23 protein-coding genes are annotated in these 25,493 nt (G+C 68.6%); 15 read left to right on the forward strand and 8 right to left on the reverse strand.

Features of this window, described 5'->3' with window-relative positions; genetic code table 11:
- Nucleotides 1-80 precede the first annotated feature (80 nt).
- From lspA to dnaE, 3 genes are read left to right on the forward strand one after another with little or no spacing between them, the layout of a single operon-like run.
- Nucleotides 81-695 carry a signal peptidase II gene (gene lspA, locus ACFVY3_RS06170; protein WP_400159114.1) on the forward strand — a complete coding sequence of 205 codons (615 nt, stop codon included), beginning with the start codon at nt 81-83 and terminating at the stop codon, nt 693-695.
- Entirely contained in the window at nt 688-1,635 is a 948-nt protein-coding gene (locus tag ACFVY3_RS06175; protein ID WP_400159115.1) for an RluA family pseudouridine synthase, read from the forward strand. The genes lspA and ACFVY3_RS06175 overlap by 8 nt, the downstream gene beginning before the upstream one ends.
- A 35-nt stretch (nt 1,636-1,670) precedes the next feature.
- Entirely contained in the window at nt 1,671-5,228 is a 3,558-nt protein-coding gene (gene dnaE, locus ACFVY3_RS06180) for a DNA polymerase III subunit alpha (protein ID WP_290258173.1), read from the forward strand.
- A 4-nt stretch (nt 5,229-5,232) separates the two neighbouring features.
- On the opposite strand, the gene ACFVY3_RS06185 is transcribed toward dnaE, so the two are convergent.
- Nucleotides 5,233-5,691, reverse strand: a complete 459-nt coding sequence (locus tag ACFVY3_RS06185; protein WP_290258259.1) for a flavin reductase family protein — start codon at nt 5,689-5,691, stop codon at nt 5,233-5,235.
- A gap of 201 nt (nt 5,692-5,892) precedes the next feature.
- Between ACFVY3_RS06185 and ACFVY3_RS06190 the strand changes: the two genes are divergently transcribed.
- The 3 genes from ACFVY3_RS06190 to nrdR all read left to right on the forward strand — a co-directional run bounded on the left by ACFVY3_RS06190 (nt 5,893) and on the right by nrdR (nt 8,528).
- Nucleotides 5,893-6,501: a hypothetical protein gene (locus ACFVY3_RS06190; RefSeq protein ID WP_400159116.1), complete on the forward strand. Its 609-nt coding sequence runs from the start codon at nt 5,893-5,895 to the stop codon at nt 6,499-6,501.
- A gap of 9 nt (nt 6,502-6,510) precedes the next feature.
- On the forward strand, nt 6,511-7,920 hold the full coding sequence (gene hisD / locus ACFVY3_RS06195; RefSeq protein ID WP_400159117.1) for a histidinol dehydrogenase: 1,410 nt from the start codon (nt 6,511-6,513) through the stop codon (nt 7,918-7,920).
- A 101-nt stretch (nt 7,921-8,021) separates the two neighbouring features.
- Entirely contained in the window at nt 8,022-8,528 is a 507-nt protein-coding gene (gene nrdR, locus ACFVY3_RS06200) for a transcriptional regulator NrdR (RefSeq protein WP_290258170.1), read from the forward strand.
- 157 nt (nt 8,529-8,685) lie between these two features.
- Here nrdR and ppgK read toward each other — a convergent pair whose 3' ends face one another.
- Together ppgK and map are read right to left on the reverse strand one after the other, a co-directional pair.
- Nucleotides 8,686-9,489: a polyphosphate--glucose phosphotransferase gene (ppgK, locus tag ACFVY3_RS06205; RefSeq protein ID WP_290258169.1), complete on the reverse strand. Its 804-nt coding sequence runs from the start codon at nt 9,487-9,489 to the stop codon at nt 8,686-8,688.
- An 84-nt stretch (nt 9,490-9,573) separates the two neighbouring features.
- Nucleotides 9,574-10,452: a type I methionyl aminopeptidase gene (gene map, locus ACFVY3_RS06210; RefSeq protein WP_400159118.1), complete on the reverse strand. Its 879-nt coding sequence runs from the start codon at nt 10,450-10,452 to the stop codon at nt 9,574-9,576.
- A 71-nt stretch (nt 10,453-10,523) separates the two neighbouring features.
- Here map and ACFVY3_RS06215 point away from each other — a divergent pair, with 71 nt between their 5' ends.
- Together ACFVY3_RS06215 and ACFVY3_RS06220 are read left to right on the forward strand one after the other, a co-directional pair.
- A complete protein-coding gene (locus tag ACFVY3_RS06215; RefSeq protein ID WP_290258167.1) occupies nt 10,524-10,688 on the forward strand; it encodes an SPOR domain-containing protein in 165 nt (54 codons plus the stop codon).
- Between the two features lie 122 nt (nt 10,689-10,810).
- Complete coding sequence (locus ACFVY3_RS06220) at nt 10,811-11,371, forward strand: YceI family protein (protein ID WP_290258166.1); 561 nt, start codon at nt 10,811-10,813, stop codon at nt 11,369-11,371.
- Nucleotides 11,372-11,399: 28 nt separating this feature from the next.
- Here ACFVY3_RS06220 and panB read toward each other — a convergent pair whose 3' ends face one another.
- Nucleotides 11,400-12,293: a 3-methyl-2-oxobutanoate hydroxymethyltransferase gene (gene panB / locus ACFVY3_RS06225; RefSeq protein ID WP_400159119.1), complete on the reverse strand. Its 894-nt coding sequence runs from the start codon at nt 12,291-12,293 to the stop codon at nt 11,400-11,402.
- Between the two features lie 263 nt (nt 12,294-12,556).
- On the opposite strand from panB, the gene glnA (ACFVY3_RS06230) reads away from it, so the two are divergent.
- From glnA (ACFVY3_RS06230) to ACFVY3_RS06255, 6 genes are all read left to right on the forward strand, one after another.
- Complete coding sequence (gene glnA, locus ACFVY3_RS06230) at nt 12,557-13,897, forward strand: type I glutamate--ammonia ligase (RefSeq protein ID WP_138769615.1); 1,341 nt, start codon at nt 12,557-12,559, stop codon at nt 13,895-13,897.
- Between the two features lie 9 nt (nt 13,898-13,906).
- Nucleotides 13,907-16,915, forward strand: a complete 3,009-nt coding sequence (locus ACFVY3_RS06235) for a bifunctional [glutamine synthetase] adenylyltransferase/[glutamine synthetase]-adenylyl-L-tyrosine phosphorylase (protein ID WP_400159120.1) — start codon at nt 13,907-13,909, stop codon at nt 16,913-16,915.
- A gap of 121 nt (nt 16,916-17,036) precedes the next feature.
- Complete coding sequence (locus ACFVY3_RS06240; protein ID WP_400159121.1) at nt 17,037-18,566, forward strand: amino acid ABC transporter substrate-binding protein/permease; 1,530 nt, start codon at nt 17,037-17,039, stop codon at nt 18,564-18,566.
- Nucleotides 18,563-19,312: an amino acid ABC transporter ATP-binding protein gene (locus tag ACFVY3_RS06245; protein ID WP_400159122.1), complete on the forward strand. Its 750-nt coding sequence runs from the start codon at nt 18,563-18,565 to the stop codon at nt 19,310-19,312. Before ACFVY3_RS06240 ends, ACFVY3_RS06245 begins: the two co-directional genes overlap by 4 nt.
- Before the next feature lie 4 nt (nt 19,313-19,316).
- Nucleotides 19,317-19,847 (forward strand): GNAT family N-acetyltransferase, encoded by a 531-nt coding sequence (locus ACFVY3_RS06250; RefSeq protein WP_400159123.1) that lies wholly within the window; start codon nt 19,317-19,319, stop codon nt 19,845-19,847.
- 134 nt (nt 19,848-19,981) lie between these two features.
- Nucleotides 19,982-20,398, forward strand: coding sequence for a DinB family protein (locus ACFVY3_RS06255; RefSeq protein ID WP_400159124.1), 417 nt, complete (start codon nt 19,982-19,984; stop codon nt 20,396-20,398).
- A gap of 103 nt (nt 20,399-20,501) precedes the next feature.
- Here the strand turns inward: ACFVY3_RS06255 and glnA (ACFVY3_RS06260) are convergent, their stop codons facing one another.
- Nucleotides 20,502-21,926: a type I glutamate--ammonia ligase gene (gene glnA / locus ACFVY3_RS06260; RefSeq protein WP_290258158.1), complete on the reverse strand. Its 1,425-nt coding sequence runs from the start codon at nt 21,924-21,926 to the stop codon at nt 20,502-20,504.
- A 297-nt stretch (nt 21,927-22,223) separates the two neighbouring features.
- On the opposite strand from glnA (ACFVY3_RS06260), the gene ACFVY3_RS06265 reads away from it, so the two are divergent.
- Nucleotides 22,224-22,661 (forward strand): RDD family protein, encoded by a 438-nt coding sequence (locus tag ACFVY3_RS06265; RefSeq protein WP_290258157.1) that lies wholly within the window; start codon nt 22,224-22,226, stop codon nt 22,659-22,661.
- 222 nt (nt 22,662-22,883) lie between these two features.
- On the opposite strand, the gene ACFVY3_RS06270 is transcribed toward ACFVY3_RS06265, so the two are convergent.
- From ACFVY3_RS06270 to lipB, 3 genes are all read right to left on the reverse strand, one after another.
- Complete coding sequence (locus ACFVY3_RS06270; RefSeq protein ID WP_290258156.1) at nt 22,884-23,645, reverse strand: DUF4191 domain-containing protein; 762 nt, start codon at nt 23,643-23,645, stop codon at nt 22,884-22,886.
- 89 nt (nt 23,646-23,734) lie between these two features.
- Entirely contained in the window at nt 23,735-24,742 is a 1,008-nt protein-coding gene (gene lipA / locus ACFVY3_RS06275; protein ID WP_290258155.1) for a lipoyl synthase, read from the reverse strand.
- Nucleotides 24,739-25,440, reverse strand: a complete 702-nt coding sequence (gene lipB / locus ACFVY3_RS06280; RefSeq protein WP_400159125.1) for a lipoyl(octanoyl) transferase LipB — start codon at nt 25,438-25,440, stop codon at nt 24,739-24,741. The genes lipA and lipB overlap by 4 nt, the downstream gene beginning before the upstream one ends.
- Nucleotides 25,441-25,493: the final 53 nt, after the last annotated feature.

Here is a 25,493-nt window from a genome sequence, read left to right on the forward strand (position 1 = left end):
ATTCTGAAAGCCGGTGGCTGAGGACTCCTCGGCCACCGGCTTTTTGCATGTGGCATGACCGGAACCGGAACGAAAGCACTATGACGAACGCACCAACCCCCGCCGTCCCCCGGGACGCACCCGCGCGCAGGCCGCGCCGCGGGCTCCTGCTCTCCCTGTTCGCGGGTTTCGCCGTGTTCGCCTACGTCTTCGACCAGCTCACCAAGCTGTGGGTCACCTCCACCATGATCGAGGGGGAGCGGACCCCGGTCCTGCCCCCGCTGCTGCACTGGTATTACATCCGGAACTCCGGCGCCGCGTTCTCCATCGGCGAGAACGTCACCTGGGTCTTCACTATCATCATGGCCGCCGTCTCCGTGGCCATCCTGCTGCAGCTGCGCAAGCTCGGCTCCGCCTGGTGGGCGCTGGCCCTGGGCCTGCTGCTCGGCGGCGCCCTGGGCAACCTGACCGACCGGCTCTTCCGCGACCCGTCCTTCGGCATGGGCCACGTGGTGGACTTCATCCAGCTCCCCAACTTCGCCATCTTCAACATCGCCGACTCCGCGGTCGTGTCCTCCGTGGTGATCATCTGCCTCCTGACCCTGCGCGGCGTCCCGCTGGACGGCGTCCGGCGGCGCGAGGAAGCCCACGACGGCGACGAGCCCGACGCCGCAAAGCACGACGCCGACAAGCACGACGGCGACGGCCATGTCTGAGCCGGCAGCGGGCGCGGCCCGGCACTACATCGTCCCCGAGGAGCTCGCCGGTGCCCGCATCGACGCGGGGCTGGCCCGCCTCATGGACATCTCCCGGTCCCAGGCCGCGGCGCTGATCGCCGAGGGACACGTCAGCACCGGCGGCAAGCCGGTCGGAAAGTCGCTGAAGCTCAGCGCCGGCGCCGGTCTCGACGTCGTCGTCCCGGACCGCCGGGACCCCCTGGAAGTGGTGGAGGAAGTCGTGGAAGGCCTCACAATCCTGCTCGACGACGATGATTTCGTCGTGATCGACAAGCCCGTCGGCGTCGCCGCGCACCCCTCACCGGGCTGGGTGGGGCCCACGGTCGTCGGCGGCCTCGCCGGCGCCGGATACCGGATCTCCACCTCCGGCGCCACCGAACGCGCCGGGATCGTGCACCGGCTCGACGTCGGCACGTCCGGGGTCATGGTGGTCGCCAAGACCGAGGACGCGTACACCAAGCTCAAGCGGGCCTTCAAGGACCGCACCGTGGACAAGGTCTACCACGCCGTCGTCCAGGGCCTCCCGGACCCGCTCGCCGGCACCATCGACGCACCCATCGGCCGCCACCCGGGCCACGACTGGCGCTTCGCCGTCGTCGAGGACGGCCGCGACTCGGTCACCCACTACGAGGTCCTCGAGGCGTTCGGCAAGGCGTCCCTGGTGGAAGTGCACCTGGAAACCGGGCGCACCCACCAGATCCGCGTGCACTTCTCCGCGCTCCGCCACCCCTGCGCCGGGGACCTGACCTACGGCGCCGACCCGCGGCTGGCCGCCACCCTGGGCCTGACCCGGCAGTGGCTGCACGCCCGGCAGCTCTCCTTCGACCACCCCCGGACGGGGGAGCGGGTCACGGTCACCAGCGACTACCCGCAGGACCTGCAGTACGCGCTCGAGGTCCTCGCCTCCGGCAACGCCTGACGCCCACCGTCCGTGCCCGGCACTAGAATGAACCGGTGACTTCCAGCAACAATTCGTTCGTCCATCTCCACAACCACACCGAATACTCCATGCTGGACGGCGCCGCCCGGCTCGGGGAACTCTTCGATGAGACCGGACGGCTGGGCATGCCGGCGCTGGCCACCACGGACCACGGCTACCTGTTCGGCGCCTTCGACTTCTGGAAGCGCGCCACCGACGCCGGCATCAAGCCGATCATCGGCGTCGAGGCCTACGTGACGCCCGGAACCGCCCGCACGGACAAGACCAGGGTTCGCTGGGGCGAGGAAAACCAGCGCAAGGACGACATCTCCGGCGGCGGCGCGTACACGCACATGACGCTGCTGAGCTACAACAACACCGGCATGCGGAACCTCTTCCGCGCCTCCTCGATCGCGTCCCTGGACTCCGTTTTCGGCAAGTGGCCGCGGCTGGACCGGGAACTGCTGAACACCTACTCCGAGGGGCTCATCGCCACCACCGGCTGCCCCTCCGGCGAGGTGCAGACCCGGCTCCGGCTGGGCCAGTACCGGGAGGCGCTGGAGGCCGCCGCCGAGTTCCGCGACATCTTCGGCGCGGAGAACTACTTCTGCGAGCTGATGGACCACGGCCTGGACATCGAACGACGCGTCACCGGCGACCTGCTGCGCCTGGCCAAGGAACTGAACCTCCCGCTGGTGGCCACGAACGACCTGCACTACACCCACGAGCACGACGCCAAGGCCCACGAGGCGCTGCTGGCCATCCAGTCCGGCTCCACCCTGCTCGAACCCACCTACGACAACGGCGGCTCGCGGTTCGCGTTCTCCGGCAGCGGCTACTACCTGAAGTCTCCGCAGGAGATGCGCGAACTCTTCCGGGACCACCCGGACGCCTGCGACAATACGCTGCTGATCGCCGAGCGCTGCGACGTCTCCTTCAACACCGGCGCCAACTACATGCCCCGCTTCCCCTGCCCCGAGGGCGAGGACGAGACCTCGTGGCTGGTCAAGGAGGTGGACAAGGGCCTGCACTACAGGTACCCGCAGGGAATCCCGGACAAGGTCCGCGCCCAGGCCGACTACGAACTCGACGTCATCACCTCGATGGGCTTCCCCGGCTACTTCCTGGTGGTCGCGGACTTCATCAACTGGGCCAAGAACAACGGCATCCGCGTCGGTCCCGGCCGTGGTTCGGGCGCCGGCTCAATGGTGGCTTACGCCATGCGCATCACCGACCTGGACCCGCTGCACCACGGCCTGATCTTCGAACGGTTCCTCAACCCGGACCGCGTCTCCATGCCCGACTTCGACGTCGACTTCGATGACCGCCGCCGGTCCGAGGTGATCGACTACGTGACGAAGAAGTACGGCGACGAGCGCGTGGCCATGATCGTCACCTACGGCACCATCAAGACCAAGCAGGCGCTCAAGGACTCCTCCCGCGTGCTGGGCTACCCGTTCAGCATGGGCGAGACCCTCACCAAGGCGCTGCCCCCGGCGGTCATGGCCAAGGACATCCCACTGGCGGACATCCAGAACCCCGAGGCCAAGCGCTACGGCGAGGCCGGGGACTTCCGGCAGCTGATCGCCACCGATCCGGAGGCCGCCAAGGTCTTCGAGACCGCCCTCGGCATCGAGGGCCTGAAGCGCCAGTGGGGCGTGCACGCCGCTGGCGTCATCATGTCCTCGGATCCCATCATCGACGTCATCCCGATCATGCGCCGCTTCCAGGACGGCCAGGTCATCACCCAGTTCGACTACCCGACGTCCGAGGGCCTGGGCCTGATCAAGATGGACTTCCTGGGCCTGCGGAACCTGACGATCATTTCCGACGCCCTGGAAAACATCAAAATGAACCGCGGCGTCGACCTTGACCTGGAATCCCTGGCCCTGGACGACGCCGCCTCCTACGAGCTGCTGGCCCGCGGTGACACCCTGGGCGTCTTCCAGCTCGACGGCGGGCCCATGCGGTCGCTGCTGAAGCTGATGAAGCCGGACAACTTCGAAGACATCTCCGCCGTCCTGGCCCTCTACCGGCCGGGCCCGATGGGCGCCAACGCGCACAACGACTACGCGCTGCGCAAAAACGGCATCCAGCCGGTCATCCCCATCCACCCCGAGCTGGAGGAACCGCTCGCCGAGATCCTCGGCGGCACGTACGGCCTGATCGTGTACCAGGAGCAGGTCATGGCCGTGGCGCAGAAGCTCGCCGGCTACAGCCTGGGCCAGGCCGACATCCTCCGCCGCGCCATGGGTAAGAAGAAGAAGTCGGAACTGGATAAGCAGTTCGCCGGCTTCTCCCAGGGCATGCAGGACAACGGCTACTCCATGGACGCCGTGAAGACCCTCTGGGACATCCTGCTCCCCTTCTCCGACTACGCCTTCAACAAGGCCCACTCGGCCGCGTACGGCGTGATCTCCTACTGGACCGCCTACCTGAAGGCCCACTACGCCCAGGAGTACATGGCGGCCCTGCTGACCAGCGTCGGCGACGACAAGGACAAGTCGGCCATCTACCTGAACGAGTGCCGCCGGATGGGCATCACGGTGCTGCCGCCGGACGTCAATGAGTCCGCGTTGAACTTCACCCCGGTGGGCAACGACATCCGCTTCGGCATGGGCGCCATCCGCAACGTCGGCGCCAACGCCGTCGACGCCATGGTGGCCGCCCGCGAACGCGAGGGCGCCTTCACCTCCTTCAAGGACTTCCTGATGAAGGTCCCGGCCGTGGTCTGCAACAAGCGCACCATCGAATCCCTCATCAAGGCCGGCGCCTTCGACTCGCTGGGCCACCACCGGCGCGCCCTCGCCATGGTCCACGAAGAGGCGATCGATTCGGTCATCACGCTCAAGCGCAACGAGGCCATCGGCCAGTTCGACCTGTTCGCCGGGATCGAGGACACCGAATCGGAGTCCTCGCTCAGCATCGACATCCCGGACCTGCCCGAATGGGAGAAGAAGGACAAGCTCTCCTTCGAACGGGACATGCTGGGCCTCTACGTCTCGGACCACCCGCTGCAGGGCCTGGAGGGCGTCCTGACCCAGCACGCGGACCAGTCCATCACCTCGATCATCGCCGAGGACGGCCCGCACGACGGCGCCATCATCACCATCGCGGGCATGATCACCTCGCTGAGCCGGCGGATCGCCAAGGCCAGCGGCAACGCCTACGCCCGCGCCGAGATCGAGGACCTCGGCGGCTCGGTGGAGGTGATGTTCTTCGGCCAGGTCTACGGCCCCATCGCCTCCGTCCTGGCCGAGGACCTGATCGTCGTCGTCAAGGGCCGCCTGCAGCGCCGGGACGACGGGGCCATCGCGGTGAACTGCATGGAACTCTCCGTGCCGGACCTCAGCGAGGGCCTGGACGGGCCGCTGGTGATCACCATGCCCACGCACAAAGCCACCGAGGCCGTCGTGAACGAACTCGGCGAGGTCCTGAAGACCCACCGGGGCAAGTCCGAGGTGCGGCTGCACCTGCACGGCGACTCACGGGTGGAGGTGATGGGCCTGCCGGTGCACCTGCGGGTCAACCCGAGCCCCTCGCTCTACGGCGACCTCAAGGTCCTCCTCGGGCCCACGTGCCTGGACGGGTAAGGACTCAGATCTCGTAGTCCAGCGGCACCGGCTGGGAGTAGGCGCCGCCGTGGTAGAGCAGCGGCACCGAGGCTCCGCCGACCGCGCCGTCGACCACTTCGACGACCACGACGGCGTTGTTCTCGAAAGAGAGCCGCATCTGGATCTTTCCGATCAGCCAGCCGGAGACGTCCTTGAGGACCGGGACCCCGTGCGGTCCCTCCTCCCAGTGGTCGCCCTCGAAGCGGTCCCGGCCGCGGGCGAAACGGTCGGCCAGGGTCTGGTTCTCCAGGCCCAGCATGTGCACGCCGATGTAACTGGAGTTGGCGACGGCGGGCCAGGAACTGGACGTCCGGGCCATGTTGAAGGTGAACCGGGGCGGCTTGGCCGACAGCGACGCCACCGAGGTGGCCGTGAACCCGTAGGGAGCCCCGTTGTAGCTCGCGGTGATGATGGCGACGCCCGCGGCGTGCCGGCGGAACATTTCCTTGAACGTTCCCTCGAAGGGCTCTTCGGCTGACGACACGGTGGTCCATCTCCCTGCTGTGGTGCGGCTGTTGCTGGTGCCAGCGTATTCCCGCAACGCCCGACGGCGGTATTCGGCCGGTCGCGGGGCGCCGCGCGGCGTCATCCTGGCCCGGCCGGCGTGCCGGAGGGCGCGGAATCCTGGGTTAAGGTTTGTTGCATGACACAACCCGCGGTGCACCCGCCCGTCGACCCCCACGGCTCCGGCGCCGCGCCCACCGGCGGCACGACCGGGGATGCCGCCGGCGCCGGCCGGACAGGCTGGGGCGACGGCGCCGACACCGGCACCCCCACGCCCCGGCGCCGGAGGGTGCCGTGGCGCGGACTGCTGGTCATCGCCCTGGCCGGGATCCCGGTCGGACTGCTCTGGTGGGCCCTGGCACCCACCGGCCTGAACCTGATCAGCCGCGACCCGGCGCTGGCCAGCGGCAGCAACCCCTCCACCTGGCTGCCCCGGGACCTGGTCCTGGCCGGGCTCTACCTGGCGGCCGGCTGCGTCGGCGGGATCCTGGCCGCCGGCAGCAAGCCGGCCAGCCTCCCGCCGCTGACCGTCATCGGCGCCGTCGCCGCGGGCGCCGTCGGGGCGCTCCTGGCGTGGGGGACCGGCGTCCTGGCCGGCGCGGTCTTCACCCCGGCCGGGGACACCTCCGCCAGTGCCAGCATCGCCTTCTCGCTGCGGGCCTACGCCGTGCTGCTGGTCTGGCCCGCGGCCACCGCGCTGTCCATCTTCGTCGCCTCCCTGTTCGGCCACCCTGACCAGGAGCCGTAAAATAGGCGGGTGACTTCCTCTGCCGACCGCCCCGCGTCCCTGGTACCCGCCTCCACCGGCCTCGATTTCCGGACCGTGGACGTCCGCGGCCGGCAGCTGAGCCTCGCCGGCCTCCGCGCCGCCGTCCCGCGGGCCCAGCACGGCACCGTGGCCGACGCCGAGGGCAAGGTCCAGGAGATCATCGCCGACGTCCGCGCCCGCGGCCTCGCCGCGCTGAGCGACCTCGCCCGGCGGTTCGACGGCGTCGAGCAGTCCCACCCTCGGGTGCCGGCAGAGGCACTGCAGTCCGCGCTGGACGGCCTGGACCCGGAGGTGCGCGCCGCGCTGGAGGAATCCATCCGCCGCGCCCGGCTCTTCGCCGATGCCCAGCGCCCGGCCAACACCGACGTCGCACTGGGCGACGGCGCGGTGGTCAGCCAGAACTGGGTGCCGGTCTCCCGCGTGGGCCTCTACGTTCCCGGCGGCCTGGCGGTCTACCCCTCGTCGGTGATCATGAACGTGGTCCCGGCGCTGGCCGCGGGCGTGCCCTCGATCGCGCTGGCGTCGCCGCCGCAGAAGGACTTCGGCGGCCTGCCGCACCCCACCATCCTCGCCGCCGCCGCGCTGCTGGGCATCGATGAGGTCTACGGGATCGGCGGGGCGCAGGCCATCGCCGCCTTCGCCTACGGCGTCTCCGCGGACGGCTCCCCGGCGGACGCATCCGACACCGCCCTGCCCGGCATCGACCCGGTGGACGTCGTCACCGGCCCGGGGAACATCTTCGTCGCCACCGCCAAGCGCCTGGTCAAGGGCGCCGTCGGGATCGACTCGGAGGCCGGCACCACCGAGATCGCGATTCTGGCCGACGCCACCGCCCGCCCCGGGCTCGTGGCCGCGGACCTGATCAGCCAGGCCGAGCACGACCCCAAGGCCGCCTCGGTCCTCATCACCGACTCCGAGGATCTCGCCGCGGCCGTGCGCCGGGAGCTCGACACCCAGGCCGCCGCCACCAAGCACAGCGCCCGCGTCCGGGAAGCCCTCTCCGGCCCCCAGTCCGGCGTCGTCCTGGTCGAGGACCTGGAGCAGGGAATCGCCGCCTGCGACGCCTACGCCGCCGAGCACCTGGAAATCATGACCTCGGATGCCGCCGCCGTCGCCGCCCGGATCCGCAACGCCGGCGCCATCTTCGTGGGCGACTACAGCCCGGTCAGCCTGGGCGACTACTGCGCCGGGTCCAACCACGTGCTGCCCACCAGCGGCACCGCGGCCTTCTCCTCGGGCTTGAACGTCACCACCTTCCTGCGCGCCATCCAGGTCATCAACTACGACCGGGCCGCGCTGGAGGTCGTCAGCCGGCACATCGTCAGCCTGTCGGTGGCCGAGGACTTGCCGGCGCATGGCGAGGCCGTGACCGCTCGGTTCGCCAACCACAACATGTAGTAATTACAGGCTTGTTATTCGCCCAGATCTAGTCGTAGACTGAATCCGGAAGCCCCGCCAGCGGTGCTTCCTTCCGGAGTTGCGGCAGGAAAGGAAGAGACGTGTATTGCCCGTTCTGCCGTAATCCTGACTCCCGCGTGGTGGACAGCCGCATCGCCGACGACGGCTCGGCCATCCGCCGCCGCCGCCAGTGCCCCGAGTGCGGCCGCCGCTTCACCACCGTGGAAACCACCAGCCTCACCGTCATCAAGCGGTCCGGCGTGGGCGAGCCGTTCAGCCGGAGCAAGGTCATCAATGGTGTCCGCAAGGCCTGCCAGGGTCGGCCGGTGACCGAGGACGACCTCGCCATGTTGGCACAGGAGGTCGAGGAGACCATCCGCGCCGCTGGCGCCGCCGAGATCGAGGCCCACGAGGTGGGCCTGGCCATCCTGAACCCGCTGCAGCGCCTCGACGAGGTCGCCTACCTGCGGTTCGCCAGCGTCTATCAGGCATTCGAATCCCTCGAGGACTTTGAGTCCGCCATCGCCCTGCTCCGCCACGAGGCGGAGACGAAGGGGTTGGAGGGTCAGGGCCTCGACGGAAAACCGGTCCAGAAGAGCCCGCTCTAGGCACCCACAGACTCCGGTGGTGGCAACGGAGGGGAAGCCGCAGCCACCACCGGCTCCACAGTGAGATCCGAAAAAGAAGAACCGGCCCGCAGTTGGACAACTGCGGGCCGGTTCTTTGTTTCTGGCGCGGGTCTTACTGCCTGAGCAGAGTAGCGGGCTACTTGGCCAGCTTGTGCGTCAGCGCCACCTCAATGGCCGCGCCCACGATGCCGGCGTCGTTCTTCAGCTCGGCGGGAACGATCGGGGTCCGCAGCGACATGTGCGGCAGGTACTCGTCCGCGCGCTTGGAGATGCCGCCGCCGACGATGAACAGCTCGGGGGAGAAGAGGAACTCCACGTGCGAGAAGTAGCGCTGCAGCAGAACGCTGTATTCGGTCCAGCTCAAGCCGTCGCGTTCGCGGGCGACGGCGGAGGCCTTGCTCTCGGCGTCGAAGCCGTCGATCTCCAGGTGGCCGAGCTCGGCGTTGGGGACCAGCTTGCCGTTGAAGATGAACGCGGAGCCGATGCCGGTGCCTAGGGTGATCACCAGGACGGTGCCGTCGACGCCCTTGCCGGCACCGTAGCGGGCCTCGGCGAGGCCGGCGGCGTCGGCGTCGTTGATGACCTCCACCGGGCGCCCCAGCTTGGCGGTGAGCAGCGCGTCGATGTCCAGGTTCAGCCACGCGTGGTCGACGTTGGCGGCGGAGTGGACCACGCCGTGCTGGATGATGCCCGGGAAGGTCACGCCGACGGGGCTGTCGGCCTCCGGGGCGTCGGAGCGCTTGGACAGCTCGGCCACCACCTGGGCGACGACGTCGGCCACCGCCTCCGGCGTCGAGGGCTGCGGGGTCGGAACCCGGAGCCGGTCGCCCACCAGCTTGCCCCTCTTCAAGTCGACGATGCCGCCCTTGATACCGGTGCCGCCGATATCAATGCCGATCAGCGGGGCGTTCTTCTTCGACTTGTCGTCCTTCTTGGCCAATGTGTGTCCGTTCGTGGCTGGGGGCAGGGGCTGGGGACGCGCGCTGCGCGGCTCGTGCTGAAAAGGTGGTGCGGGGACTGCGGGTCAGGGGAGGGTGAGGACGTCGGCGCCGGAGTCGGTCACCAGCAGCGTGTGTTCGAACTGCGCGGTGCGTTTCCGGTCGCGGGTCACCACGGTCCAGTCGTCGGCCCACATGTCCCACTCGATGGTGCCGAGGGTGAGCATGGGTTCGATGGTAAAGACCATACCCGGCTCGATCACGGTGTTGTAGGCGGGCGCGGCGTCATAGTGCGGGATGATCAGGCCGGTGTGGAATGCCTCGCCCACGCCGTGGCCGGTGAAGTCGCGTACCACGCCGTAACCGAAGCGCTTGGCGTAGGAGGCGATGGTCCGGCCGATCACGTTGATCTCCCGTCCCGGGGCCACCGCGCGGATTGCCCGGCGCAGCGACTCCTCGGTGCGTTCCACCAGCAGCCGGGACTCCTCGTCGACGTTGCCCACCAGGAAGGTGTGGTTGGTGTCGCCGTGGACGCCGCCGATGAACGCGGTGATGTCGATGTTCAGGATGTCGCCGTCCTGGACCACGGTGCTGTCCGGGATGCCGTGGCAGATCACCTCGTTCAGCGAGGAACACAGCGACTTCGGGAAGCCCCGGTAGCCCAGCGTGGAGGGGTAGGCCTTGTGGTCGAGGAGGAACTCGTGGCCCACCCGGTCCAGTTCGTCCGTGGTGACGCCCGGTTCGATGTGCTTGCCCACCTCGACGATCGCCTGGGCGGCGATTTTCGAGGCAACGCGGATCTTCTCGATGGTCTCCGCGGACTTCACCTCGGACCCGGTGAATTTCGCCGGCGCGGGCTTCCCCACGTACTCCGGACGCGGAATCGACGCCGGCACGGCACGCTGCGGGCTGATCGTGCCCGGGACAAGGGTGCCAATGGGTGCAGTCGAGGTGAGGGAAGGCATAGATTGATTCTATAAGCAGTGGCCTAAGCCGAAAAAAATGCAGCCGCCCGGCACGTGCAGAAGGAGATCCGATGGCCGAGTATTGGTACAACGTCAACACCCACGAGATCGAGGAGGACGCGATGTCGGACTGGAGCCAGCTCATCGGCCCGTACAAGACCCGCGAGGAAGCCGAACACGCCCTCGAGAAGGTCAAGGCACGCAACGAGGCGTGGGACAAGGGCGACGACGACTAAACAGCCACCCCAGGCGCGCTCCGGCGCCCGTCGGCGGCTCCGGCCAGGGCCGGGACACCGTTCGCATTACCATCCATCCATATCCGGGTGCCGGTACGACCGGTACCGCTAGGAGGTTCATCATGGCCGAACTCTCTCCGGAATACGCGGGACAGTGGCGCTTCGACCCAACCCACACGCGGATCGGGTTCTCCACCCGGCACGCAATGGTCACCAAGGTCCGCGGGGCCTTCAACGACTTCGACGGCGTGATCACCGTCGATCCCGTGAACCCGGAACGCTCCTCGGTGGAACTGACCGTCAAGGTGGCGAGCATCGACACCCGCAACGCGGACCGGGACCAGCACCTGCGCACCAACGACTTCTTCGACGCCCCCACCTACCCGGAAATCACCTTCAAGAGCAGCCGGGTGGACCAGGTGGACGAGGGCCACTTCATCGTCATCGGCGACGTGACCATCCGCGGGGTGACCAAGGAGATCTCCATCCCGCTGGACTTCATCGGCGTCGAGCGGGACCCCATGGGTAACCTCCGGGCCGGCTTCGAGGGATCGCGGCGGATCGATCGGCAGGACTTCGGGCTGAAGTGGAACACCGCCCTGGACTCCGGCGGCGTCCTGGTCTCGGACAAGATCACCCTCGAGTTCGAGGTCTCCGCCATCAAGGTCGAGGACGCCTCCTAAGGCCCAGTCAGCCTAGGGCGCAGCCCGCCTAAAAGGAATGCTCGGGGCCCGGGAACTGCCCGGAACGGACGTCGTCGCCATAGGCGCGGGCGGCGTCCGTCAGGGTGGTCCGGAGGTCCGCGTACTGCTTGACAAATTTGGCCATCTTCCCGCCGCGCAGCCCCGCCATGTCCTGCCAGACCAGCACCTGGCCGGTGGTGGCGTTGCCGGCCCCGATGCCGATGGTGGGGACATCGAGGGCGGCGTCGACGGAGGCCGCCGTCGTGGCCGGGACCATCTCCATCAGCACGCAGAACGCCCCGGCGTCGGCCAGGGCCACCGCATCCTCGATCAGGCGCGAGGCGTCGTCGCCCCGGCCCTGCACCCTGTAGCCGCCCAGGGCGTGCTCGCTCTGCGGCGTGAAGCCGATGTGGGCCATGACCGGGATGCCGGCCTGGACCATGGCGCGCACGGTGTCCGCGTAGAACGCCCCGCCTTCCATCTTGACCGCGTGTGCCAGTCCCTCCTTGAGGAAGCGCACGCCGGTGGCGACGGCCTGCTCGGCGGAGACCTCGTAGCTGCCAAACGGCAGGTCCGCCACCACCAGCGCGCGGCGGGCGGAGCGGGTCACGGCCCGGCACAGCGGGAGCAGCTCGTCGACGGTCACCGGCAGGCTGGTCTCGTTGCCGAAGACGTTGTTGGAGGCCGAATCGCCGACCAGCAGCACCTCGATGCCGGCGTCGTCGAAAATCTCCGCGCTGTACTGGTCGTAGGCGGTGAGCATGGCAAAGCGTTCGCCCTTCTCCTTCGCCTGGCGCAGGTGGTGCGTGCGGATCCGGCCGGCGGGCTTCGCGGCGGGCGGCGCTGCCTGCGCGGGGCCGGTGCCGTAGGGGGCGGGAAGTTCTGCGGACATGCCGGAATCGGGGCTGGTGCTGGGGGCCATGGAATGAGCGTAGTGCGATACCGGGGGTCCTAGCTACCGGAGGGGCCGGCATGACCTGCTTCGGCGGGCAGTCCGGAGCGCCGTCCGGGACGCTCCCGGGTGGCCGGACCGGGGTGTTGTGTTAACGCTGGGTTACGCGCCCGGGCCGGGCCAGCAATCGGCGGTAATGATTAGTAGAGTGAACCGTGAGCAGCTGCGGGCGCCGCCGCCGGCCATGGGCCGGGGCGCGCCGAGGCACGGACGAAGACCCGGAAAGAGGCACTATGGACCGCCAGCAAGAGTTTGTCCTGCGGACGATCGAGGAGCGCGACGTGCGTTTCGTGCGTTTGTGGTTCACCGACGTCGTCGGCTCACTCAAGTCCGTGGCGCTGGCGCCCGCCGAAGTCGAGGGCGCCTTCGAGGAGGGCCTGGGCTTCGACGGCTCCTCGATCGAGGGCCTGGCCCGCGTGTTCGAATCCGACATGCTGGCCCAGCCGGACCCCTCCACCTTCCAGATCCTGCCCTGGCGCGGCGAGACCGAGGCGACCTCGCGGATGTTCTGCGACATCCTCACCCCCGATGGCGAGCCGTCCGCCGCGGACCCGCGCAACGTCCTCAAGCGCAACCTGGCCAAAGCCGCGGACATGGGCTTCACCTGCTACACCCACCCCGAGATCGAGTTCTACCTGCTCAAGTCGCAGCAGCCCGGCCCGGACGGCGCCCCGGTTCCCGTGGACGAGGGCGGTTACTTCGACCACGTCCCCGGCGGCGTGGCCCAGGACTTCCGCCGCACCGCGGTGACCATGCTTGAATCCGTGGGCATCTCGGTGGAGTTCAGCCACCACGAGGCCGGCCCCGGGCAGAACGAGATCGACCTGCGCTACGCCGATGCGCTGCAGACCGCGGACAACATCATGACCTTCCGCACCGTGATCAAGGAGGTCGCGCTGCAGCAGGGCACGTACGCCACCTTCATGCCCAAGCCGTTCACGGCGCACCCGGGCTCCGGCATGCACACCCACTTCTCGCTCTTCGAGGGCGACACCAACGCGTTCTATGAGGCCGGGGCCGAGTTCCAGCTCTCCGAGACCGCACGCCAGTTCATCGCCGGCATCCTCAAGCACGCCCCCGAGTTCACCGCCGTGACCAACCAGTTCGTGAACTCCTACAAGCGGCTCTGGGGTGGGGGAGAGGCGCCCAGCTACCTCAGCTGGGGCCACAACAACCGCTCCGCGCTGGTCCGGGTGCCGCTGTACAAGCCGGGCAAGGGCCAGTCCGCGCGGATCGAATACCGTGGCATCGACTCCGCCGCGAACCCGTACCTGGCCTACGCCGTGCTGCTGGGCGCCGGGCTGAAGGGCATCGAGGAGGGCTACCAGCTGCCGGCCGCGGCCGAGGACGACATCTGGTCGCTGAGCTCGGCCGAGCGCCGCGCCATGGGCCACGACCCGCTGCCGGCCAGCCTGCACGACGCGATCCGGACCATGGAGGACTCGGAGCTGATGCCGCAGATCCTCGGCGAGCAGGTCTTCGAGCACTTCCTGCGCAACAAGCGCGCCGAGTGGCAGGACTACCGGCTCCAGGTCACGCCCTACGAGCTGCAGCGCAACCTGGCGATCCTCTAGGGGCGTGCGGTGAGCCTGGCACGGCGCCTGATCGCCGCGGGGTTTGACGACCTCGACCGCGGCGAACGCTTCCTGGCCGCCCCCGAACTTGAGGGGCTGGACCGGGAGGCGCTGTTCGCCGGGCTCCGGCTCGCCGCCAACCCGGACACCGCACTGCTGTCCTTGGTCCGGCTGATCGAGAAGAACCCGGACCTGCGCCGGCTTGCCGCGGACCCGGAGCGCAGCGAGCCGCTTTACCGGGTGCTCGGCGCGTCCGAGGCGCTGGGGGAGTTCCTGCTCCGGCACCCGGGGCACCTGGCCGCCTTCGACGCTCCCGTCAGCCCCGAACCCGTCCCCGCGGATCCGGCCGCGCTGCGCACCCGGCTGCTGCAGTCCGTCCGCGCCGACCCGAAGGCCGCGCGCCCCGTCGCCGGGCTGACCGGCCAGGACGGCTACGCCGCCCTCCGGACCGCGTACCGCCGCGGCGTCGTGGACCTGGCCATCAAGGACCTCTGCGCGGCGGACCCGCTGGATTACCTGCCCGCCGTCGGCGCCGAACTGGCGGACCTCGCCGCCGCCGCCATCGAGGCGGCCCTCGCCGTCTCCCGGGCCGAGGCGGCGGAGCAGTTCGGGGCGGAGGACGTCGCCGCCGTCGGGCTCGCCGTGATCGGCATGGGCAAGTGCGGCGCCCGCGAACTGAACTACATCTCCGACGTGGACGTTATTTACGTGATCGACGGCGGCCCGCTGGAGGACGCCCGCGCCGCCACGATCGGCACCGCCCTCGCCTCCGGCCTCTCCCGCGCCATCATGTCCACCGGCAAGGAACCCGGCCTCTGGGAGGTCGACGCGAACCTGCGGCCCGAGGGGAAGTCCGGGCCGCTGGTGCGCACCCTGCCCTCGCACGAGAGCTACTACGCGCGCTGGGCCGAGAGCTGGGAGTTCCAGGCGCTGCTGAAGGCCCGGGCCATCGCCGGCGACGCAGACCTCGGCGCCCGCTACGAGGCCGCCGTCGCGCCGCTGATCTGGTCCTCCGCCGGCCGTGAGGGCTTCGTCGAATCCGTGCGGTCCATGCGCCGGCGCGTCACCGAGCACATCCCGTCCGACGAGGAGCAGCGGCAGCTCAAGCTGGGCCGCGGCGGCCTGCGCGACGTGGAATTCACCGTCCAGCTGCTGCAGCTGGTGCACGGGAAGTCCGACGAGTCGCTGCGCTGCCGGGACACCACCGCCGCGATCGCCGCGCTGTCGGCCGGTGGCTACATCGGCCGCACCGACGCCGCGGAATTCGACCGCGACTACCGCTACCTGCGGCTGCTGGAGCACCGGATCCAGCTCTTCCAGCTGCGCCGCACCCACCTCATGCCGGTCAAAGAGGCCTCGCTGCGGTCCCTGGCCAAGGCGGTCCTGGGCTCCCTCTCCGACGACCGTCCGCACCCGGACGCGCTCCTGGACGACTGGCGCAAGACCAAACGCTCGGTCCGGGAACTGCACGACCGGATCTTCTACCGGCCGCTGCTGAACACGGCCGCCGCCCTCAGCACCGAGGAGGCCCGGCTGACCCCGGAGGCCGCGCAGGGCCGGCTCGCGGCGCTGGGCTATCTGGACCCGCCAGGCGCCATGCGGCACATCGAGGCGCTGACCGCGGGGGTGAGCCGCCGCGCCGCGCTGCAGCGCCAGCTGCTGCCGATCCTGCTGGGCTGGCTCGCCGAGGGCGTGGACCCCGACGGCGGCCTGCTGGCCTTCCGCCGCGTCAGCGAGGCCCTGGGCACCACGCACTGGTACCTCGGGCTGCTGCGGGATTCGACGGCGGCCGCCGAGCGTCTCTGCCACGTGCTATCCAACTCCCGGCTGATCGCGGACCTGTTGGAGGTCTCGCCCGAATCGGTGGCCTGGCTCGGCTCGGACAAGGACCTGGTGCCGCTCAGCTACGAGGCGCAGTGGCTGGAAATCACCTCGAAGATGTCCCGCCACTCGGACCCGGAGAGCGCCATGCGGCTGATCCGGCTGATCCGCCGCCGGGAGATCCTCCGAATCGCCATCGCGGACAGCGCCGGGCTCCTGGACCAGGACCAGGTGGGCGCCGCCCTGGCGGACACGGACCGCGCCGCGGTCCTCGGCGCCCTGCGCGTGGCCGAGACCGTCGTCGCGGCGGGCGAACCACTGAAGACCCGGGTGCTGGTGGTGGCCATGGGCCGGCAGGGCGGCCGCGAGATCGGCTACGGCTCGGACGCGGACGTCATGTACGTCCACCGCGGCCTGCCCGGCATCTCCGAGGAGGAGGCGCAGCAGCAGGCGGCCCGGATCGTGGGCAAGCTCTCCAGCCTGCTGACCCAGCCGCTGAAGCCCGCCGTGCTGGCCGAGCGGGTCCTCATGGTCGACGCCGACCTGCGCCCCGAGGGCAAGAACGGGCCCATGGTCCGGTCGCTGGAGTCCTACGCGGAGTATTACCGGCGCTGGTCTCTGGTCTGGGAGGCGCAGGCCCTGCTCCGGGCCCGCCCGATGGCCGGCGACGACGACCTCGCCGCGGACTTCATCGCCCTGATCGACCCAATCCGCTACCCCGAGTCCCTCGCCGAGCAGGACGTCCGGGAGGTCCGCCGGATCAAGGCCCGGGTGGAGTCCGAACGGCTGCCCCGCGGCGCGGATCCCGCCCGGCACCTGAAGCTGGGCCGCGGCGGCCTCAGCGACGTCGAGTGGCTGGCCCAGCTGCTGCAGCTGCGGCACGCCGGGAGGCACCCGGAGCTGCGGACCACCTCCACCGTGCAGGCCCTCGAGGCGGCCGCGGAACTCGAACTGCTGGAGGCCGGGGAAGTGGTGCTGCTGCTGCGCGCCTGGCGGCTGGCCAGCAGGATCCGTTCCGCCAACGTCATCTGGACCGGCCGCGCCTCGGACCTCCTGCCCTCCTCCCGCCGCGACCTTGAGGCCGTGGCGCGCTGGTGCGGCTACGGCCAAGGCAACGCGGCCGCACTTGAGGAGGACTACCTCCGGCTGAGCCGCCGCGCCCGTGCCGTCTTCGAGCGCGTTTTTTACGGCCAGTAGCCGCCCGTGACCCCTGTGCGGCGCCCTCCCGTGCCGCCGGAGGCCAAATGCGGGTAGCCTCGAGGGGTACTTTGCCGGTCCCACGGGCCGTCACCCGCACTTACCTAGGGGTTGTTCTACCTTGCCCAGACTCCAGCAGGCCGGGTCCTCCCGGCCGCGGACGGCCACCCTCCTCGGGGCGTTGCTCGCGTTCGCCGCACTGATCCTCGGGGCCCCCGGCGCGGCCGCGGCGCACGCCCAGGGCGCCTCCGCGGCCGCCCCCGCGGCTACTGTCGCCGCACAGCCGGGAACCGCGCCGTCGAGCGTTGCCGGGAAGACCTACGTCATCGGGACGGACACCACGTTCGCCCCGTTCGAGTTCCGCGACGCCGGCGGCGACCTCACCGGCATCGACATGGACATCATCCGGACGATCGCCAAGAACCAGGGCTTCTCGGTCGAGATCAAGTCCCTCGGCTTCAACGCAGCGCTGCAGGCGCTCTCCTCCAACCAGGTGGACGGCGTGATCGCCGGCATGTCCATCACGGAGCCGCGCAAGCAGATCTACGACTTCTCGGACCCCTACTTCGAATCCGGCGTCCAGATGGCGGTGGCCAAGAACAACACCGACATCAAGGGCTACGAAGACCTCAAGGGCAAGACCGTCACCGCCAAGACCGGCAGCGAGGGCGAGACCTTCGCCAAGTCGATCGCCGGCAAGTACGGCTTCACGGTCAAGTCCCTGGACCAGTCCGCCACCATGTACGAACTGGTCAAGTCCGGCAACGCCGTCGCCGTCTTCGACGACTACCCGGTGCTGGCCTACGGCATCAGCCAGAACAACGGGCTGAAGTCCGTCACCGAGAAGGAAAAGGGCGGCTCCTACGGCTTCGCCGTCAACAAGGGCCGCAACCCGGAACTGCTCAAGGCCTTCAACACCGGCCTCGCCGACCTGAAGTCCAGCGGCGAGTACCAGAAGATCCTCGACAAGTACCTCAAGGACCCCACCCAGGCCACCTCCTCCAGCTTCTGGGACCTGCTCGCGAACAGCTTCCCGGCGCTGATGAAGGGCCTCGGCAACACCGTCCTGGTCACCGCGATCTCCTTCGTCCTGGCCATGCTGATCGGCCTGTTCATGGGCTTCTTCAAGATCTCCACCTCGGTCATCCTGCGCGGCATCGCCACCACGTTCGTCAACATCTTCCGCGGCACCCCGCTGCTGGTCTGGGCGTTCTTCTTCTATTTCGGCATCCCGCAGCTCACCGGACAGCCCATCGACATCTGGGTCGCAGCCGTCCTGACCCTGAGCCTGAACTCCGCGGCGTACATCACCGAGATCGTCCGCGGCTCCATCCAGTCCGTGGACCCCGGCCAGCTGGAAGCCAGCCGCAGCCTGGGCCTGGGCTACGCAAAGTCCATGCAGAAGGTGGTGGTCCCGCAGGCCTTCAAGATCATGACCCCGTCGCTGATCAACCAGCTGATCATCATGCTCAAGGACAGCTCCCTGCTGCTGGCTATCGGCTTCGCCGAACTGCTCTACCAGGGCCAGCAGATCTACGCCGGCAACTTCCGGATCACCGAAACCCTTCTGATCGTGGCGGTGCTCTACTTCGTCGTCATCATGCTCCTGACCAGGCTGGCCAACTTCGCGGATAAGAGGTTCAACAAATGACCACGGCAGCTACCCCCGCCAGCAAGATCTCGGTCCGGGAACTGAAGAAGTCCTTCGGCAGCAATGAGGTCCTCAAGGGCATCAACGCCGAGGTGGCCGAGGGCGAGGTGGTCTGCGTGATCGGCCCTTCCGGCTCCGGCAAGTCCACGTTCCTGCGCTGCCTGAACAAGCTCGAGGACATCACCGCCGGCCACGTCACCGTGGACGGCTTCGACGTCACCGACCCGAAGGTGGACATCAACGAGGTCCGCCGGCACATCGGCATGGTCTTCCAGCACTTCAACCTGTTCCCGCACATGTCCGTGATCGAGAACATCATGCTGGCACCCGTTGAATCGAAGAAGCAGACCAAGGACGAGGCCCGCGCCAGCGGCCTGAAGCTGCTGGAGCGGGTCGGGCTCGCCGAGAAGGCCGACGCCCGTCCGGCGTCGCTGTCCGGCGGCCAGAAGCAGCGTGTGGCGATCGCCCGAGCCCTGGCGATGAATCCGGACATCATGCTCTTCGACGAGGCCACCTCCGCGCTGGACCCGGAAATGGTCGGCGAGGTGCTGCAGGTCATCAAGGACCTCGCCGCGGAGGGCATGACCATGGTCCTGGTCACCCACGAGATGGGCTTCGCCCGCGAGGTGGCGGACCGGGTGCTGTTCATGGCCGACGGCGTCATCTGCGAGCAGGGCGAGCCCGAGGCCCTCTTCGGCAGCCCGCAGCAGCAGCGCACCCGGGACTTCCTCTCCAAGGTGCTCTAGGACCGTGGCACGACTCCCGGCTGCCCCGCACGTGTGGCTGATTCCTTTGAAGGACCTCGACGACGACGCCCGCGCCGTCAAGCTCGGTGAGCTGGCCGGAGTCGAACTCGGCGCCGGCCAGGACCGGTTCGTCGGCGAGCCGCTGCGGATGGCCCTGGTGGGCCTGGCCGAGGAGTCGCGGCACCCGTATGTGCTGGACGTCGACGGGGCCGCGGTGGGCGCCGCGACCCTGCAGTCCGGCGCCGCCCGCTCCGCCGGCTGGGCCGACGACGATTCGGCCTGGCTGCTGCGTGGCTTCGCCATCGACCGGCGTGCCCAGGGCCGCGGCTACGGCACCGCCGCGGCCACGGGGGCGGTCCGGGAGGCCGCCAGGCTCACCGCGGCCCTCGGCGGGTCCCAGCGCGGCGTCGTCCTCTCGGTCAACGAGGCCAACCCGGCCGGGCAGGCGGCCTACCGCAGGGCCGGTTTCGAGGACTGGGGGCAGTATCTAGGCGGGAACGCCGGGCCGCAACGGATCATGTACCGCGCATTCTGACGGCTTCGCCTTAGACTGGCGGCCATGACTGCCAACCCCGTCACCGATCCCCGTCCCGAACCGGGCCCCGCCGCCGATGAGCGCACCACCCTCACCGGCTTCCTCACCTGGCACCGCCAGACCCTCGAGCTCAAGTGCGCAGGCTTGCCCCGGCCGACCTGGCCCGGGCCGCGGTGCCGCCCTCCACCCTGTCCCTCCTGGGCCTGGTGCGGCATCTTGCCTACGTCGAGCATCATTGGTTCCGGGGGATGCTCGCCGGCGAGAGCGTCCCGGCCCCGTTCGAGTCGGACGAGGACCCGGACTACGACTTCAACGGCGTGGAACCCACCGCCGAGGCCGTTGGCGAGGCCTGGGCGGCCTGGCGCGCGGCCGTGGACTTCGCGGACGCCTTCGTCGCCGCCGCGCCGGACCTGGACGTCACCGGCAAGCACCACCGCCGGGGCGACGTCTCGCTCCGCTGGGTGCTGGTGCACATGATCGAGGAGTACGCCCGGCACAACGGCCACGCGGATCTGCTCAGGGAACAGATCGACGGCGCCACCGGCGAATAACCGAGCGTTCACGGGGAAGCCTCAACTTGGAAGCCTTAATAAGGAATGGCCCCCGCCACAAGGCGGGGGCCATTCTGTGTCTTACCTGCGTTTACGTCAGGGACTAGACGCCGTAGTAGAGCTCGAATTCGTACGGGTTCGGGCGCAGCGAGAGCGGACGGATCTCGTTCTCGTACTTGTACTCGATCCAGGTGTCGATGAGGTCCTGCGTGAACACGCCGCCGGCCTGCAGGAACTCGTTGTCCTCGGCCAGGGCCTCCAGGGCCTCCTCAAGGGTGCCCGGTGCCTTGGGGATGTCCTTGGCCTCCTCGGCGGGGAGTTCGTAGAGGTCCTTGTCGATCGGAGCCGGCGGTTCGATCCGGTTGCGGATGCCGTCGATGCCGGCCATCAGCTGTGCGGCGAACGCCAGGTACGGGTTGGAGGAGGGGTCCGGCGCGCGGAACTCGATGCGCTTGGCCTTCGGGTTGGAACCCGTGATCGGGATACGGATACCGGCGGAGCGGTTGCCCTGCGAGTAGACCATGTTGACCGGGGCCTCGAAGCCCTTGACCAGGCGGCGGTAGGAGTTCACCGTCGGGTTGGTGAAGGCCAGGACGGCGGAGGCGTGCTTGAGCAGGCCGCCGATGTACCAGCGGGCGGTGTCGGACAGGCCCGCGTAGCCCTTCTCGTCGTAGAACAGCGGCTCGCCGCCGTTCCACAGCGACTGGTGGCAGTGCATGCCCGAACCGTTGTCACCGAAGACCGGCTTCGGCATGAAGGTGACGGACTTGCCCCAGGCGTCGGCGGTGTTCTTGATGACGTACTTGAACTTCTGCAGGTCATCGGCCGCGTGGGTCAGGGTGGTGAACTTGTAGTTGATCTCGGCCTGGCCGGCGGAGCCAACCTCGTGGTGGCTGCGCTCGACCTCAAGGCCGGCCTCGTCCAGGGCGACGCACATGGCGTCGCGCAGGTCGGCCTGCTTGTCGGTGGGGGAGACCGGGAAGTAACCGCCCTTGACGGGGGTCTTGTAGCCCAGGTTGCCGCCCTCTTCCTCGCGGCCGGTGTTCCAGTGGGCTTCCTCGGAGTCGATCTTGTAGAAGCTGCCCTGCGGGGAGGACTGGTACTGGACGTTGTCGAAGACGAAGAACTCGGCCTCGGGGGCGAAGAACGCGGTGTCGGCGATGCCGGTGGAGGCGAGGTAGGCCTCGGCCTTCTCGGCCACGCCGCGCGGGTCACGGTGGTACGGGTCACCGGTGCGCGGGTTGACGATGGAGAAGTTCAGCGCGAGGGTCTTCTCGATGCGGAAGGTGTCCACGAACGCCGTCGTGACGTCCGGGATGAGCTGCATGTCCGACTCGGCGATGCCCTGGAAGCCGCGGATCGACGAACCGTCGAAGAGCTGGCCGTTGACGAAGAAGTCCGCGTCGACGCTCTTGGCCGGGACGTTGAAGTGCTGCTGCACGCCGGGGAGGTCGGTGAAGCGGATATCGACGAATTTGATGTCTTCGTCCTTGATGAACTTGAGGACTTCGTCCGCAGTCTTGAACATCTATGCTCCTTACGCATATGAAAGGTCGGGCCCAGGGGCCGTACGGGCCAGCGCAGTCCGACGCCGGGGACAGCGCACTGCCGTCCCCGCTCAGGATCCCGCTAACAACTGTTACCACCCTAGGGATTGGGAGTTTCCCCGCGGTGTCAGCTTTGTTTCGCGCAGGTTACAAACCGCGCTGACCCTCTAAAGCTAGCCGGTGTCCACACTGTGGCCTATCCATGTCCGCGATTTGAGCCGTTTGAGTCCACACTGTGAATGCTCCGGAGGCCTGCCGACGCCCGGTAAACTTGGCAGGTGGTAGATCGTAAAGACCTTGGCTCGTGGCTCAGCGGACCGGACACCTCCGGCATCTCCAAGTACCCGGGGGAGCGTCTGGGCCTGCCCGAATCCGGCCCCGGCTCGATGGCCAGGGCCGGCCGCCGGATCATCGCGATCTGCATCGATTGGGGCGTCGCCCTGCTGATCAGCAACTTCGCCTTCGCCGGCAACTCCTGGGCCACCCTCGCCGTATTCGCGGTGGAGCAGGCCCTGCTGGTGGGAACCCTGGGTTACAGCATCGGCCACCGGGTCGTGAACATCCACGTCGTCCGGCTCGGCGGCGGCCCGGCCGGACCGCTTGCCGGTGCGGTCCGCGCGCTCCTGCTCTGCCTGGTGATTCCCGCCGTCATCTTCGACCCGGACCACCGCGGCCTGCACGACAAGGCCGTCAACACCATCCTGATCCGCCGCTAGCCCGGCCGGGCGGCGGTACACCGCTGGCCCGCCGTCGTCGTCCTCGCTGTCGTGCCGTATGCCTCCTACTCGTCCGTTGCGCCCGGGCTCGTCGTTTCCAATCCGCGAGCACGCACCGTACCGGCGGGCCGAACCCACCATCGGCGAGCCATCCCTTAAACGCACAACGCCCCGGTTCCTGGCCAATGGCCTGAAACCGGGGCGTCCGGTGAGCTGCGGTGCTTAGCGGCCGCGTGCTGCTTTGCGGTCGGGGCGCGCCTTGTACGGGTCGATGCCCTTGGGGATCGGCAGGCGGTTGCCGAGGGAGGAGATGCGCTTGGAGACGGTGCTGACCTCGGTCTTGGTGAGCTCGTTCTTCATCTTGCCCATCTTGCGTGCGACCTGGCTGATGGGGGTCTGGCCCTCGCCGCGGCCGCTTTCGATCACGTGGATGGTGACGTTCGGCAGGATGCGGGCCAGGCGCTTGCGTTCGCCGTCGATCAGCGGCTTGACGCGGTGGCTGGGGCCTTCGCTGACCAGCACGACGCCGGGCCGGCCGATGGCGCGGAAGACGGCGTCCTGGGTGCGGGGGTTGACGGCCACGGGCTGGTCTTCGGTGATCCAGCCGCGGCGGAGCGTTCCCAGCGCCGCGCCGGAGGCGCCGGGCTGGTTCTCGATCTGGGCGAAGGCGGCGCGCTCGGCGCGGCGGGACAACACCAGGGTGGCGGCGAGGACACCGAGCACGATGCCGATGATCAGGCCCGTGATCCAGTTCTCCAGCAGGAAACCGACCAGGAGGGCAACCGCAACGGTGCCGAGGAACGCCAGCAGGATCAGCCACGTCACCATCGGGTCGTGGCGCCGGGTCATCTGGAAGACGTCCTTGATCTGCTTCAGCCGGCTCGGCTTCTTGACCTTGGCTTCCTTGGTCTTACGGGAGAAAAGGCCACGCTTCGGCGCTTCGGCTGAAGAGGTGGACGTGCTGGAGTCGGAGGAATTCGCCATAATGCCTTAATTCTACGTGATGCACGGCTCAGGGCCGGACGCCGGATCTCTCCGGCGCCGGCCCTGGCTGGCAGTGCGGTGCGGGTGGTTCAGGAGTGTGCCGCGAGCAGCGAGCTGGCTTCCTGGCGGGTGCTTCCGGAGCTCTCGATGTGCGCGAGTTCGGCCGGGATTTCCCAGCCCTTCTTGCGCATCGCGGTGGCCCAGAGGCGGCCGGCGCGGTAGGAGGAGCGGACCAGCGGGCCGGACATGACGCCGAGGAAGCCGATCTCGTCCGCTTCCTGCTGCAGTTCCACGAACTCCTGCGGTTTGACCCAGCGGTCCACCGGGAGGTGGCGCTCGGACGGGCGCAGGTACTGGGTAATGGTGATCAGGTCGCAGCCGGCGTCGTGCAGGTCGCGAAGGGCCTCGGAGATTTCCTCGCGGGTTTCGCCCATGCCCAGGATCAAATTGGACTTGGTGACCATTCCCAGGTTGCGGCCCTGGGTGATGACGTCGAGGGAGCGCTCGTAGCGGAAGGCCGGGCGGATCCGCTTGAAGATCCGGGGCACGGTCTCGACATTGTGGGCGAAGACCTCGGGCTTGGAGTCGCAGATCGCCGCGATGTGCTCGGGTTTGCCCGAGAAATCCGGGATCAGGAGCTCGACGCCGGTGCCGGGGTTCAGCTCGTGGATCTTGCGGACCGTCTCGGCATAGAGCCAGACACCCTCGTCGGCGAGGTCGTCACGGGCCACACCGGTGACGGTCGCGTAGCGCAGCTGCATGGACTGGACCGAGCGGGCCACCTTGGTGGGTTCGAACATGTCCACGGGGGAGGGCTTGCCGGTGTCGATCTGGCAGAAGTCACAGCGCCGGGTGCACTCGGAGCCGCCGATGAGGAAGGTGGCTTCCTTGTCTTCCCAGCACTCGAAGATGTTGGGGCAGCCGGCCTCTTCACAGACGGTGTGGAGGCCTTCCTTCTTCACGAGGTTCTTGAGCTGGACGAACTCCGGGCCCATCTGGACCTTGGCCTTGATCCATTCCGGCTTGCGTTCCACCGGGGTGGCCGCGTTGCGCTGCTCAATACGCAGCAGCTTGCGTCCTTCTGGTGCCAGGGTCACAGCAGGGCTCCTTCATGGGTAGCGACGAGGGCTTCTTCATTCTTGCGCAGTTCTTCGATGATCCGCGACACGAGGTCTGCCGGGGCGACGTCCCGGCCGGTTTCCTGCGCGATCGTCGTGACGCCGGCGTCGGTGATGCCGCAGGCGATGATCTGGCCGTACGGGGCCAGGTCGTTGTTGCAGTTGATCGCAAAGCCGTGCATGGTGACGCCCTCGTGGACGCGGATGCCGATCGCCGCGATCTTGCGGGCGGGTCCCTTCTCGTCCGCGTCGATCCAGACGCCCGCGCGTCCCTCGATTCGGACGGCATCGATGCCGTAGTCGGCCAGAACGGCGATCATCACGGACTCCAGGCGCTCGACGTAATCGCGGATGCCGGCGGGGTTCTTCAGCTTGATGATCGGGTAGCCCACCAGCTGGCCCGGGCCGTGCCAGGTGAGCTTGCCGCCGCGGTCCACGGGCACCACCGGGGTGCCGTCGAAGGGACGTTCGTGGTCTTCGGTGCGCTTGCCTGCGGTGTACACGGCCGCGTGTTCAAGCAGCAGGACGGTGCTGGGCGCCGTGCCGGCGAGGACCTTCGCGTGGAGTTCGCGCTGGATCTCCCAGCCGCGGGTGTAGTCGATGAAGTCCGGGGCAAGACCCAGCTGTTGGAACTCAAGAGTCATGGAATCCAGCTTAGACCTCGCCTCGTGCCCCAACCGATTCTGTGGTCAAACTCTCACGCCTGTGGATAACTTCTGCGGCGTCGCGG

The sequence above is a fragment of the Arthrobacter sp. BPSS-3 genome (assembly GCF_044628475.1).
In the GTDB taxonomy this organism is placed as follows: domain Bacteria; phylum Actinomycetota; class Actinomycetes; order Actinomycetales; family Micrococcaceae; genus Arthrobacter.